General features: G+C 41.5%; 13 protein-coding genes. All 13 read right to left on the bottom strand.

Features of this window, described 5'->3' with window-relative positions; translation table 11 throughout:
- Positions 1 to 74: 74 nt before the first annotated feature.
- Positions 75 to 1,529: an oligosaccharide flippase family protein gene (locus BLQ36_RS08565; protein WP_074515205.1), complete on the bottom strand. Its 1,455-nt coding sequence runs from the start codon at positions 1,527 to 1,529 to the stop codon at positions 75 to 77.
- A complete protein-coding gene (locus BLQ36_RS08560) occupies positions 1,526 to 1,960 on the bottom strand; it encodes an ATP-grasp fold amidoligase family protein (protein ID WP_074515204.1) in 435 nt (144 codons plus the stop codon). The genes BLQ36_RS08565 and BLQ36_RS08560 overlap by 4 nt, the downstream gene beginning before the upstream one ends.
- The gene (locus BLQ36_RS08555) at positions 1,947 to 2,888 is read right to left on the bottom strand and encodes an ATP-grasp fold amidoligase family protein (RefSeq protein WP_143558724.1); all 942 of its coding nucleotides are present in this window, start codon (positions 2,886 to 2,888) and stop codon (positions 1,947 to 1,949) included. Before BLQ36_RS08555 ends, BLQ36_RS08560 begins: the two co-directional genes overlap by 14 nt.
- 13 nt (positions 2,889 to 2,901) lie before the next feature.
- Positions 2,902 to 3,915 carry an NAD-dependent epimerase gene (locus tag BLQ36_RS08550; RefSeq protein WP_074515203.1) on the bottom strand — a complete coding sequence of 338 codons (1,014 nt, stop codon included), beginning with the start codon at positions 3,913 to 3,915 and terminating at the stop codon, positions 2,902 to 2,904.
- A gap of 43 nt (positions 3,916 to 3,958) precedes the next feature.
- Positions 3,959 to 5,125 (bottom strand): nucleotide sugar dehydrogenase, encoded by a 1,167-nt coding sequence (locus tag BLQ36_RS08545; RefSeq protein WP_074515202.1) that lies wholly within the window; start codon positions 5,123 to 5,125, stop codon positions 3,959 to 3,961.
- Positions 5,126 to 5,313: 188 nt separating this feature from the next.
- Positions 5,314 to 6,186, bottom strand: coding sequence for a glycosyltransferase (locus tag BLQ36_RS08540; protein ID WP_180364852.1), 873 nt, complete (start codon positions 6,184 to 6,186; stop codon positions 5,314 to 5,316).
- Positions 6,152 to 7,462, bottom strand: coding sequence for a hypothetical protein (locus tag BLQ36_RS08535; RefSeq protein ID WP_074515200.1), 1,311 nt, complete (start codon positions 7,460 to 7,462; stop codon positions 6,152 to 6,154). The genes BLQ36_RS08540 and BLQ36_RS08535 overlap by 35 nt, the downstream gene beginning before the upstream one ends.
- A 19-nt stretch (positions 7,463 to 7,481) precedes the next feature.
- The gene (locus tag BLQ36_RS08530) at positions 7,482 to 8,636 is read right to left on the bottom strand and encodes a glycosyltransferase (RefSeq protein WP_074515199.1); all 1,155 of its coding nucleotides are present in this window, start codon (positions 8,634 to 8,636) and stop codon (positions 7,482 to 7,484) included.
- A gap of 135 nt (positions 8,637 to 8,771) precedes the next feature.
- Positions 8,772 to 9,497 (bottom strand): hypothetical protein, encoded by a 726-nt coding sequence (locus BLQ36_RS08525; RefSeq protein ID WP_074515198.1) that lies wholly within the window; start codon positions 9,495 to 9,497, stop codon positions 8,772 to 8,774.
- A 2-nt stretch (positions 9,498 to 9,499) separates the two neighbouring features.
- A complete protein-coding gene (locus BLQ36_RS08520) occupies positions 9,500 to 10,612 on the bottom strand; it encodes a glycosyltransferase (protein WP_074515197.1) in 1,113 nt (370 codons plus the stop codon).
- A 2-nt stretch (positions 10,613 to 10,614) separates the two neighbouring features.
- Positions 10,615 to 11,343: a DUF2334 domain-containing protein gene (locus BLQ36_RS08515; RefSeq protein ID WP_074515196.1), complete on the bottom strand. Its 729-nt coding sequence runs from the start codon at positions 11,341 to 11,343 to the stop codon at positions 10,615 to 10,617.
- Positions 11,344 to 11,359: 16 nt separating this feature from the next.
- Positions 11,360 to 12,496, bottom strand: coding sequence for a glycosyltransferase family 4 protein (locus tag BLQ36_RS08510; protein WP_143558721.1), 1,137 nt, complete (start codon positions 12,494 to 12,496; stop codon positions 11,360 to 11,362).
- Complete coding sequence (locus BLQ36_RS08505; RefSeq protein WP_074515194.1) at positions 12,493 to 13,845, bottom strand: GumC family protein; 1,353 nt, start codon at positions 13,843 to 13,845, stop codon at positions 12,493 to 12,495. The genes BLQ36_RS08510 and BLQ36_RS08505 overlap by 4 nt, the downstream gene beginning before the upstream one ends.
- Between the last annotated feature and the right edge of the window lie 147 nt (positions 13,846 to 13,992).

The raw sequence follows: 13,992 nt of genomic DNA, 5'->3' as shown, positions 1-13,992 counted from the left end.
AATCTCTCCTACCATAATGAGTAAATAAATGAGCATACATATAACTTGACTTAACAAACCAACACCTAGTTTTGTTATCTATAAGACATGTAAATCTTATTTTTTAGATAAGCTAGTCCGCCGAACAACAATTGACGATTAGATTTTCTAACGATTATTAGCAATATATAACAAACAATAAATACTAATATAGCACTCACTATCGCGAATAAATCATAAACATCAACTAATATTGCACGAGTTTCCCACGCGAAAAAACCCGCACCCCCTGCCGGTATTGCAGCATTTACTATACCGACCATCATTTTTCGTAAGGAACATCCCAAGACCTGTCGAAGAATAACTCCTTTAACAAGGTCGAGCCAAAGCGAACTTGCACATAATCCCAATGCTACAGCATCAAAACTATATTTTGATCCATACCATAAACCAAACCACAACACTGGAAAATGCAATGCCTGCGATAATGCAGACAAACGAGGCATTCCCTTTGCACGCAAAGCTTCACTAGCAAAAGAGTTGATAAGAATAGAAACTGCAGAAGTAAGCGCTCGCAGTCCAAAGAAAAAGTCTCCTTCGTGCCATTGGTTTCCTAGCATAATTCCCACAAATACATCAGCAAATACAAAGAGAAATACTCCTAATGGCAATATTACCAAAGCGGTCTTTTGTTGCACGTTATAAAACATCTGTCGGAACGCTGACATATCATTCTGCAATCTGGACAATGCCACAAAGAATACTGGAACGATCGCTCCACTAATCAAAGATAAAGCCGCTCCGGTCAAAGTCAACATCCCACGGTATAGCCCCAAGTAATAACTGCTCAATAGCGTGCCCACCAAAAACATGCCACCATAGGTACTGAACCATATGGTAACAGATTCCAGTAATGTCCACAGCGAAAAGCTCAGCATCTTTTTAAGCATTGTTAAATCTATACTCTTAGACAACGGCATGCTAGTATAATGCCCTTGTATTATGCATGTTGCTCCTTGCTGTACCAACATTCCCCATACCAACGCCCAAAATCCAGCACCAAAATATGCCAATGGGATCGTAACCAGTAACGGAACCGATAACGTAATCATCTTCAATTTGAACAACAACTTAAATTGGAATCCGCGCTTAAAAATTGCTGCCTGCATTCCATTAAAGGAAGTAAGTACCAACCCGAAGCCTGCAACCCTTATGCCATCTGCCACTTCCTTTGTTCCCAGTAACGTTGCTATTTCAACCGAAAACACTGCAATCAATAACCATATAAAAGCAGCAGCCAAACATGAAGTCAACAAAGCCGTCCCAAAGCACTTACGTTTTTCTGCTTCATCGTAGAATTCATGCTGCATAAAATATTTCTGAAAACCCGCATCGGCAAACATTTCCGCAAAGGAAGTCACCACCATAATGGCAGCCATCACACCAAAAGCCTCCGGCGTAAGCAAACGTGCTAAGATCATGCCCGTTATCGGCGTAATAAACTTAGCCATCAACTCGGTCAGAAATGACCATTTGGTGGAGTTTTTCACTTTGCTATCAATATCGTCTTTAATTCAATCCACTCTCCCAACCTGTAATCCCATTTCTCGGGCGAAAATTCTTCGGTTCCATTTCCCGGAAAAAAAGTAATCTCGCCAAAGTAAATCCTGCCGTTTATCTCATAAAAGTCTACTCTGGCAAATTTCAACGGTGCCGCTAATTTTTCTGCCAGCTGCACCATTTTTTCATAATTGCGCGGCTTGGGCATGGCTGCTTGTTCTGCCGGATAATGACGGGCAAAGGGCATTTTCTGCCAATCCCTGTCATAAAAAGTAACGTGCAGGCCTGCCTCCGTATTGCGATTCGTACAGGTAAAACTGCATTCTACTTTGCCGTTAAAACACATCAGCTTATAATCCGTCAAATCACTTTGCGGCTCGGCTATCCGAATTATCAGAATATAGCCATCACCGATCAGCAACAGCCCCCCCCCCCTGAATATTCACACAATTTCCTAATTTCTCATCAATTTCTTCAGGAGTCCATTTGCCGAAACCAGCTTCAGGATAGAACGTCATTTCACCAAAATACAACTTATCGTCAATACTGTAAAAATCCGTTCGCAGAAAAGGATGTTTTTCAGCAAGCTTGCAAGCAAGGTCTAACATTTCAGCAAGCTTCTGCGGACGATTCACCTCATGACCTGAATTCATGGCGTACATCAACGCATACTCCAGCTTCTCCCAATCCGCACTATACAAGTCCCGCTTATGCTCCACGAATCTATCATAATCAACCTGAATTATCTTCGGCTCACCGTTGAAATTAAAGACCTTATAATCCTTCAGCTCCGTCCGGGATTCATCCACCATAAATTTTTCGGCTATAATCCGTGGCTTCACATTTTTATACGGCCATTCAAAGCCGCCTCGGTAGTAATAATTGTAGCGGAGCCCCCGCTCCAATTTTTCCCTGGCCGCTTTTTTATCCAGCTTATCCTTATCCTTGCAAATCACGATGCTGCCGCTGTCGTGAGTACATTTCAACACAAACTGCTGCGGCAAAGTGTCAAAATCAATTTCATCGAAATGCTCCCAAACACCCAAAGTTGGGATAATATATTCCTCACCGATAATCTCCGCCACATACTTTTTCGCTTCATACTTATCCACCATTTTCGTATACAACGGATTGCGGTCATGCAGTTTCAGCCATTGCAGCTTCTCATTGAACGTCCGCGGATTGTCCAGATTCAGCGGATACCCCACCAATTTCTCAAACTGCCGCTTCAGATACCACTCCTCCGGCACCACATGCATAGCAGCATAATGCACATCATCATACACCCGTCGCAACGGCTCCAACATGGCTGGCGGCAAAGTTTCTTTTAGCATTGTCCTGATACCCAAAAATATTCCCCCTTTACACGCCGTAATACTCACGATACCACCGCGCAAAATTACCTAACCCTTCAGCAATGGCAGTACACGGCCGGAAATCAAAATCCTTCTCCAGCGCGCTGACATCGGCATAAGTCTGGTACACATCTCCCGGCTGCATGGGCAAGTATTCTTTTTCCGCCGTCTTTCCTAATGCTTTTTCCAGCGTCTCAATAAAGTCCAGCAGCTTTACGGGGCTGTTGTTGCCGATATTGTAGACCTTGTAGCGGTCGCCATCTTTATTGGCCTTTGGCGGGTTGCAAAGCATATGCTCGATGCCCGTGACAATATCATCCACATAGGTGAAATCCCGCAGCATATCGCCATTGTTGTAAATCTTGATGGGCTTACCCTCGCGAATCAGATTCGCAAATTTAAAATAGGCCATGTCGGGACGACCGTAGGGACCATACACCGTAAAGAATCGCAAACCTGTTGCCGGGATATTATAAAGGTGACTATACGTATAGGCCATCAACTCATTGGATTTTTTCGTTGCCGCGTAGAGGCTGATGGGATGATCCACATTATCTGTGGTGCTAAAAGGCGTCTTCTCCTGATTGCCGTACACCGATGAACTGGATGCAAACAACAGATGCTCTACAGGATTATGACGGCAAGCCTCTAATATATTGAAGAAACCAATTACGTTGGAATCAATATAGCTGCGCGGATGGTCGATACTGTACCGCACGCCAGCCTGTGCACCGAGATTCACCACAATATCTGGTTTTGACTTGTCAAACAGAGCCTTGACCGCTGACTCGTCAGCCAAATCCCCCTTGATAAACTCATACTTCGGATACTGTCGCAAAATTTCCAGTCGACTCTCTTTCAGCGACACATCATAGTAATCATTGCAGTTATCAAAACCTACTACTTTCGCACCAAGCTCCAGCAGCCGCTTGGACAGATGGAAACCGATAAAGCCAGCTCCGCCAGTTACCAAAACTCTTTTGCTATTGTCAAATGCCTTAAATCTTGCCAATTTATTCATCCCCCATATTTGACAAGTCATATTGACTATCAGATCTGACTTGTCAATCCCGGCTAAAAATATCTCTCGTAAATACCTTATCCCGCACATCTTCCAGCACGTCATTCCAACGATTGGCCACAATCACATCACTACGCTCCTTGAATTCTGTCAAATTACTGACCACTTCAGAACGGAAGAAGTTATCCTCCTTGAGTGTCGGCTCATAGACAATGCAGGGAATCCCTTTGGCCTTGATGCGCTTCATGATGCCCTGGATTGCACTTGCTCGGAAGTTATCAGATGCCGTCTTCATCGTCAGACGATAAATCCCTACAACCTTTGGCTGCTTTGCGATAATCGCATCAGCAATAAAATCTTTACGAGTACGATTAGCTTCCACTACTGCCCCGATGAGATTTTGGGGCACATCCTTATAGTTAGCTAAGAGCTGCTTTGTATCTTTTGGCAAGCAGTAACCACCATACCCAAAAGATGGATTGTTGTAGAAATCACCAATACGCGGATCAAGACTAACACCACGTATAATCTCCGCTGTATTAAGACCACGAGCCTCCGCATAAGAATCGAGTTCATTAAAGTACGCCACTCGCAACGCCAAGCAGGTATTCGCAAAGAGCTTTATAGCTTCTGCTTCAGTAGAGCCCGTAAACAGTGTGGGAATCTCTTCTTTTACGGCCCCTTCTGCCAACAAACCTGCAAATACCTTTGCCCGTTCCGACCGTTCGCCAACAATAATCCGCGATGGATAGAGATTGTCATGCAGCGCCTTTCCTTCCCGCAAGAACTCCGGCGAAAAGATGATATTGTCCGTTTCATACTGCTTCTTCATCTGCTCCGTATAGCCCACTGGAACAGTAGACTTAATCACCATCACTGCCTGCGGATTAATATCCAACACTTCCTCAATTACTGACTCTACCGAAGAAGTATCGAAGAAATTTTTATCTGGGTCATAGTTGGTCGGCGTGGAGATAATCACGAACTCTGCCCCCTCAATCGCTTCCTGCGCGTTCAAAGTAGCTCGGAAGTTCAGCTCCTTATGCGCCAGAAAATCCGAAATATCCCCATCCACAATCGGAGACTGCCCCTGATTCAGTATATCCACCTTCTCTGGCACAACATCCAGCGCCACTACCTCATTATGCTGTGCCAATAAGATACCATTAGACAGGCCAACATAACCTGTACCTGCAATTGTGATTTTCAAAACACACTACTTCCCTTCAAATTTTCACGATATAATATAGATAAAGGAGGTCATCATCATGTATGCTATACAAGAAGATCCTAAGATTGAACTGATTCAAGGGCGTGAAATAGCTATGAATCCAGCTAGCATCAAGCACATATTGATACAACGCAACTAGAAATATTTGAATAATTTCCAGCCGCCGTTTATACGGCGGTACTTTTATTTAGATTGAACTTATCCATGATATACCGTACAGTATATCCCACAACATTCCGCCAATATATATAATCCAAAGTATGAAAAACTCTATACATAGCAAAAGCCTGTTGCCACGGATACAATGTATAACTTCTGTGTAAGATTGCCATGCACTCATCGTATGTAACGTCAACAGGAGAATTTTTACTAAAAATATCATAGGTATTATTCTGCTGTTCTTGAGCACGTATAGTACTTATACTCTTTTTATGGATACGATATTTCAGCAAAACATCTGGCAGATTAGCAATCTTGAATTGCTTTCGTATTCTTAGCCACAAATCATAATCTTGTGCCGAAGAATACCGTTCATCATAAAATAAATTATTATCGATGATTGTTTCTCGCCGCATCATAACTGTTGGATGTGCCAGCGGTGACGGAATCAGGTAATATCTTTCAAGCTTTTCATCCGTCAAAGCATGGTGTTTATAGAGATTACATCCACCACAATCAATCACCTGAAAACTGCCACCTAGCGCAGTAACTTCCGGATGTTCTTCCAAATATTTTACCTGCTTGGAAAAACGATCCATTAACGATATATCATCCGCATCCATACGAGCAATATATTTTCCGCTAGCCAATTTTATCCCCTTATTCAAAGAAGCAGGTAAGCGTAAATTCTCCTCATTTCTAACCAGCCGAATACGATTATCATTATACGATTTAATGATATCCACACTATTATCTGTCGAACAATCATCAATAATAATGAATTCGAAATCATCATAAGACTGATTCAATATACTATCTATGGCTTCCGACAAATATCTTTCACCATTATATACCGACATAACCACGCTTATAGTCGACACCATTCCTTCTCCTTTCAGTGCATATATTGGTAGCATTATAAGAACACAATAATGCTAAAATAACACCATAATACGTATTAAATGTAAGTCCTTTAAATTCCATGAAAGCAATCAATATCAATAGTATTGCAACATAAAATTTGTGCCAGCGATATATTTTGCTTTCTACACGTAAATAATAAATATATAACAATAGCAACAAAGATATGTATGACAACAAAGAGCCAATTATCCCATAAAAAAACATTTGTCGCATAGGGCCTGCATCTGTATACATATAATATGTCCCATCTGCATTAATGAACCTACCATCCCCTATCAATATAACACTGTCATTATCAGGTAAAAACCACATCTCTTCCACCAATTGATTTCCGCTACCGCCGAACGATATTTCTCCTTGTACTGCTCCATCTATAAATGCAGCAACAGGTTCTGAAACCCAATCTATCCAAACTGCTAGAATGGGTTCCTGGGTAGCATACCATACCGCACCAGCTATCAGCAGGCCACAGCCTCCTATTCCTATCATTAAAGTTTTCAACCTTTTAATTGACAATATACGTAAATTCATCACCAAGAACATTCCTAATGATATAATTAATCCCGACCTGCCATAAAGCATATTGCCAACTAACAACACAACTATTGCAACATTCCACCATCTTGAAATTTGTTTCATCTCTAGCAGGTATAAACACATCCATACTGATATGCTGCAAAACAACGTATTTGAAAACCCGCTATAACCTGCTAAGCCATAACGGGTAGAGTTCAAAATCATATCGCCTTTCTCCACCATTTTATCCGGCGTAATAATCATGGTGCTCCATATCTGTTTTAAATCAGGCAATAACAATAATACCACTGAAGCCGTCACATAGATGACATTACAAAACACATATATTTTCATGAAGTTTTCATATGTATTCTGTGGGTAAACCCGCATAATTAGCACAGTTAACGCCAAGAATCTGAATATGCCGCTTATCGCATTTCCTAAATACAATAAACCTGAAGGTTCTCCATTTTGAAGAACAACCATCAGCAACCCCCAAATCATTGCCCCTACAAACAAAAGCAATACGAACAATATTTTTATCATATCCTGGCGCATATATGCCAACATTCTTTTTGTATACCGCCAAAACACCAACAATATAATTATCGGTAACCCATGGTATATTAACTTTCCTATACTCTCTGTAAAAACAGCCAGCTGTATATTAAACAGGAAATACATATATATGAGAACGCAACTAACCTTCTCCCCCATACTCCTCCATCCTTTTCTACTAAATAATATTGTTAATTATTTTTAAAATATTATATCGATACCGTCCTCCATCAAAATAGCGAGCACGCTTCCTTCCCTTTTCATAAAGCCGTTGATATAAGACTTCATCTTCAACAGCCATACACATCCCCTTACATAAAGAAACGTCATCTTCATTTATATTAGTAGACATAGATTGTTCATACCCATAAATAGCTGCGGGCACCATAATTCCATAATCTGCTACCATAGGAGCTTCTACCGATATCGTTGCATTATCCAATAAAATTTCCTTAGGACCAACCAAACAATTCACGGAAACGGCTGGACAAAAGCACATCCCCTCAATCAACGAATTAGACAATCCTTCATGATATGATGATAAGACATATAAGTCACATTTTGCCAAATATGCGAACGGATTTGTTTGCATACCTGCAAACTCAACATACTCTTCAATTTCTATTTCTTTTGCCAGCAGTTCTAAATTCCTTCTTTCCGTCCCATCTCCAATCAATAACAATTTCCAATTATCATGTTCCTGCACAAATAACTTAAAAGCCTTAATCAAGCGTGGATAATTCTTTACTTTCTCCAATCTACCACAACTGACCATATAGCGATATGCGCCATCAGGTTCCCAGCATATTTGCTCTTTACTCTTCATATATATTTTATTAATCATATTAGGATTATATAAAGGAAAACATTTATCAGAAATTTGAGGGAACCATGTTTTTATAGCATCACATAACCCCTTAGAACAAGCCGTAACGCAATTTGCCCGTTGATATATCAATCTTGTCAAAATACCTTTATTAATAGCTTTAAAACCATGTTCCTGCATTATGCAAATCACATCTTTACTTAAAGCTATGTTTAAAACCCCCGCACTTTCCGAAATACTTATTATATATTTTATATCTTTTCTTTTCACATAACGCCTTAACCTCCACATTCGTTTAAGGCAATTCATTATTTTTATAATATAATTATTAGACGGAGGAACATTCAATGATATCACATTACATGTTGGAAAAAGTTTTTGATTTTCTAGCGAAAATGTACATATACTAACATCGTAATCCTGTCCAAGGATTTCAGCGATGTTAACAGCCACTCTTTCTTGCCCTCCCAGTCCAAGATTAGGTACGACTATCAGCAGCTTCTCCACTTTTTCCACCTCATACTTATTTCAATATTAATATTCATTACTTCAACTACTCTTGTATCACTGTATTTTGCCAGTTATTCATGAACCATATATTGTCATCACGGTATGTAGGAACACCGTAAAACACTGTATATTTTATAAATAATTCCCCATTATCACATAGTAATAAACAGTTTTTTCTATCCCACCAAATTCTTCCTTAAAACGAGTAATATTTCGCATTTTCTCCTCTCTAGACAATCCTCCCCAGTCATAAAGCGAAGTACCATCCCCCCCGAAAAAACACATGTCCTTAAAATGCAATAGACGATTTGCCCAGCCTATCATCTTCCTTTTTTCAGACTCTTCGCGGAATACACTGACAGAATGCAATAATCTTACAATGCCATCACCAATTACATAGCTGTGGTAAGCTGCTATTGTCCCATCTGGTAAATAGGCAACGCTAATTGCCAATTTACCAGCTTTTGCTATGCCGATTAGACGCGATGCGATGCTTTTAGCCTTTTGCCCTTTATCCTGATACATTGCAATATACGCTCTATCAAAATCAACAATAATATCATTATTCTTCAACTCAGCAGAATAATGTAAGCTAGTGGTTATTCCTTCTTTTATTGCACGTCGGATTTCGTTGCGCACCTTACTTTTGAATTTTGCCTGTATTTCCTCAGGCGACACCGATATATCGGAGACAAATGTCTGGCTATGCCACTTTTTTAATGCTATTCCCGTAGCATTGCTTAGTGGTTCATACAGGTTATAAGCAATGCTCAGCAGGCTTTTGCCCTCTGCCCCGCAACTCTCCTTAAACCATATATCCCTAACAGGTATACCCCATTTTGTCCGTATAAAGTCCACTCTTACGCCTCCATACACACAATTTCATAAAATTTTCTTATTTCTTCACTAACAACGTTTACGTCATAAGTGTTGTATCTCCCTTTCACTTCAACATCTGCTGCCAGCATTCTTGTTATCTCTTCTGCCCATTTTTTTGCCGATTGGGACAGAGATAAAAACTTCAAGTCGTCCGCTATCCTAACTTCATGAGGAATAACATCCGAGCATAAACATATTCTCTCATTTGCCTGTGCCTCTATAAGAGATACAGGCAATCCTTCATAAACTGACGGAAAGCAAAATACATCCATTGCCGATAAATAGTCTGCCGTATTTTCAACCGAACCAGTGAATATGGTATCAACAGCAACCTCAAGCTCCACGGCTTTTCTTGCAACGTTTTCACGCAACGGTCCATCACCTAACAGTAGCAGCTTACTATCCGGATTTAGCCGACGATATTCGCGGAATATTTCCAGTAGAAAACTGTGATTCTTGGCCGCAATCATGCGTCCCACATGACCGATCACCACTGTATGTTCCATTATGCCAAGTTTTTCCCGATATTCTTTACGTTTCTTTGCAGAGAATTGGAACTTCTCCGTATTGATAGCATTATGCCAAAGGTAATAATTACTGCGATTATGCGCACCTTTACCAAATCGATAGTCGGCAGCCGCTGCCGAGCAAGCACAAAGATAATCACTTATATAGCGCAATGGATATTCCAGCAGACGCTTCACTCCATACACGATTCGTCCCCCGCTTGTACTGGTACTATGGCTATGCGCAATCGTTACGCGGTCATATTTTTTCGCTAGCCCTAAATAAATACTGGCGGTAGATGTCATATGTCCGTGGATGATTTTCAACTCCGGATGACTGACAAGCAGCTTTCGCCATGCAACTAAATACGCAAAAATATTTACTCCGACAAATTTAGGTAAGTGATATATCTTACCACCTAATTCTTTAATTATTGGTTCATGTACACCAATGGTTTCACCATGAACAGCAAAATCAAAGATTATTCCTTTTTTTCGCATATAAGGCATTATAGTCATCAGCATATTTTCAATACCGCCAATATTCATTGCCCCGACTACATGTAGAACGTGTAATTCTTCTGCCAAGATTATCCTCTTTTCTGCCTACGTCTTTTCCGATAAAAATACATTTCATGAATTGCTTTATCCAGCTTTCCATAAGGCCGAGCTTTTATTACACTACTAAAATTCACAAATTCTTTGCCATGCTTGATCAAAAAATTTTCTAATTGAATAAAGTCCACTGGATTCATTTCATTGGGATGGTAACAAAAAGTTGTAACTTTAAACGGCAAAGCACGGCATTTACCAGATTGCTGTGGCACAAAAGTTATGTCATTTTTTACATATACATCATTTGCTACCGTATCGGAAATGATACGAATTGGTGTTACTTCTTTTAAGGCTTTGATTGTGTTGTCATCAAATGTATGGGATGGTGCAAAAAACGTATCGACCGTGATTCCTTCTGTCAATAGCTTTTCATATCCCTTCCTCAGCATTTTCATTTGTTTATTTAAAGAGACACCTGCAAACTCCGACCGCTGATTTATAGGATTCATCCCACCGCTAGTTGTATGGTATACATGCTGATATCCATGCAGCGCTAAATGGGCAAAACCTGAATTTTGCCACTCTCTCGCCTTCTGCCAAAAATCTTTATCTTCTTCATATACAATAAGATCTTTATCCTGCACATCGGGAATTATGCCAATAAGGGGATGGATATTAAACTTGCGTAGTATAGCTTCCATTCTGTTCCATCTAAAATGGTGCATGCGTGGAGCCGCATCATCCAAGCGTATTATATAGGACATTCCAAACCTTCTTTACTCAATACTCTGCTAGTCTGTTGATCTCTTTCATATAAGAATTAACTACCAGCTGCCGATCAAATTGATTTTCCATTTTCTTCCGGCCATTCAATCCCATCGTTACTTTGTCCGAATATGGTAATTCGATAAATTTCTTTATTACTTTAACCAGCGCAGTAACATTGCGAGGCTCGAAGATATAGCCAGTTTTGCCATCATCCACAGTTTCCTTACATCCTAACCAGTTGGTAGTCAGCACCGGTCTACCCGTGGCTGCTGCTTCCAGGCAGACATTTGACATTCCCTCCATGTAAAAGGACGGATGAATAAGCGCATGCGATTCTTTCATAAAGCTATGTACATCCGGCTGCGCACCGTGGTAAATGATATCGCCCTGCTCGGCCCATTTCGCTACCTTTTCTTCATAACCAAATTCACAATTGCCAATCACATGAAACTCCGCCTGCGGATATTGTTTGCGAATAATCCGAGCCGCATCTACATATTCATGGATGCCTTTATCCTTCATGATTCGGGCTACAAAGAGGAATTTAGGAGGCTCATTCTCTGCCGGATATGGTTCCAATGTATTAGCTACAAGATTCACCCCCGAGCCTGGAATTATCTCCGAACAAGGGAAGCCAATTCCTAAACGAATAAAGGTACTTCGATTCGTTTTGTTTTGAAAGAACACACAAGTAGCATGCTTCATTACTCGGCGATACAGAACTACTATAGTTTTCTGCAACATATTTTTATTATCAAAAACCACACCCAAGCCTGTGATATTAACCAAATATGGTATACGCAATAATCTTGCCGCCATCCCACCATAAATATTGGGCTTAATGGTATAGGTAAGCACACAGATAGGACGTTTTGCCTTCATCACACGAAAATATTTCATAAAAAGCGCCATTTCCTGAAAAGGATTCTTGCCATGGCGATTAACCGGGATTTCGATAACTTGACAACCAGCTTTTTGCTTATAGGGTAGCAATCTTTTCCCTGCGGGTGATACGATGATGACTTCATAATTCTCTGCCAGCAAGCCTTCAATAATCTCATTACGAAAATTTGCCAAATTCGTGGCAGCATTAACGATAATCATAACTTTACGATTGTGGCGTCGTCTCAATTTGTCATCCCCCGTCACACAGTTTCTTCTTTTTTATAGCAGATGAGTCCATAACCAAAGCTAATCAGGCAGCCAATGACAAAGCCAATCGCTGTGATTAGTTTCTTTCTAGGTGCCGCCGGCTTATCTTCATCGGGGAGATTAGCCGCATCGATGATTTGGATGTCCATGCTTTCCATGGCTTCCTGGATTTTGTCCTGTTCGCACTGCTGGACGAGGCTGGTGTAGATTTGCTGTTTGATTTTCGCGTCGCTTTCGAGTTTGATGTAGTCCATGACGGCTTCTGGCAGCTGCGAGATTTCTGTTTCTTTCTCGGCTTTTTTCGCCTTAATGGCCGCTTCGCTGGCGCTGGCAGCACTAGCCTGTGCCTGAGCTACCGCCTGGTTCTTTAACAGTTCCATCTGGGCGCTGTTGAGGCTGGCGGCGTTGGAGTTCACGACGGCACCGACTTCATCGGATAACGACTGACTCAGCTGAGTCAGCTGACGCTGCGCTGCGATAACGGACGGATGATTGTCGGTATATTTCTGCCGTAGACCGACGAGTTCGACTTCCTTCGCGACAATCTGCGCACGGATGCTCTGGACGGTGCTGTTATCGTTGATGTTGTAGCTGGCAGCTCCGGCTTTCTGTTCGCCGAGTTTCTGGGTAGCGACGTCGTACTGAGCCTGGGCCGATTTCTGCGCTACCTGCATTTCACCAATGGTTTTGTCATAGGCGTTTAACTGTTCGATAGCGAGCTTTGCCTGGTCACTGGGACTATAGAGCTTATGCTCTTTCTGGAAAGCAGCCAGTTTTGCTGCCGCATCGTCAGCTTCCTGTTTGGCATTTTCGATACGGTCGTTGAGGAAGGTTACCAAGAGGCTCTGTGTCTGCTGGCTGTTTTCCGTCTGCATCGTGAGGAAGTTATCTACAACGCCCTGCGAGATTAGCTGAGCTTCTTCCGGCGTACGGCCGGTGGCCGTTACCGTGATAAGATTCGTCTGCTTGGTGTTCTCGATTTTGAGATTCTGCTTGGCAAAGGCCTTCGCATCTGGCTTTTTATTATCCGGCCACTCGATTTCATCGATAATCGGTTCGAGGACCCGGCGGCTTTTCATCAACTCGATATAATTGAGCGGCGAAGCATTGGAGCTGCTGCCACCAATGTTTATCCCCATAGCGGCAGCCATGGCAGCCGCACCACCGATGTCCTTACCCGCGCTGCGCGTCTGGACGAGGGTTGTCGATTCGTACTGTTTCGGCAGGATAAAAGCGGTACCAATCGCCAGTGCCATACAGCCGGCGACGATACCCCCTACTACCTTTTTTCGCTCCAGCATGATCTGCATGAGTCGTCCCAGGTCAATGCTCTCTTCGTTTTCCATATCGTTACGCTGCTCCTTTTCCTACGGTTTAATTTCATGTAGTTTATACATCTACGAATAAGTGCTAGGTTTATCAAAAAGTGTACTTTTTGATAAAGGTGCATTTTTCTTATTTACTTTTAATCTTTCGCCTTTTAGGGCTTATAA

The organism is Selenomonas sp. WCT3, from assembly GCA_900100835.1.
In the GTDB taxonomy this organism is placed as follows: domain Bacteria; phylum Bacillota; class Negativicutes; order Selenomonadales; family Selenomonadaceae; genus Selenomonas_A; species Selenomonas_A ruminantium_E.
Note: the sequence above shows the minus strand (reverse complement) of the source record. Positions and strands in the feature narration are given on the sequence as shown.

Bases quoted from the DNA above. Each gene is read 5' to 3' on its own strand.
- BLQ36_RS08550 (WP_074515203.1), bottom strand. From the start codon at position 3,915: ATGAATAAATTGGCAAGATTTAAGGCATTTGACAATAGCAAAAGAGTT.
- BLQ36_RS08515 (WP_074515196.1), bottom strand. From the start codon at position 11,343: ATGTCCTATATAATACGCTTGGATGATGCGGCTCCACGCATGCACCAT.
- BLQ36_RS08505 (WP_074515194.1), bottom strand. From the start codon at position 13,845: ATGGAAAACGAAGAGAGCATTGACCTGGGACGACTCATGCAGATCATG.
- BLQ36_RS08535 (WP_074515200.1), bottom strand. From the start codon at position 7,462: ATGGGGGAGAAGGTTAGTTGCGTTCTCATATATATGTATTTCCTGTTT.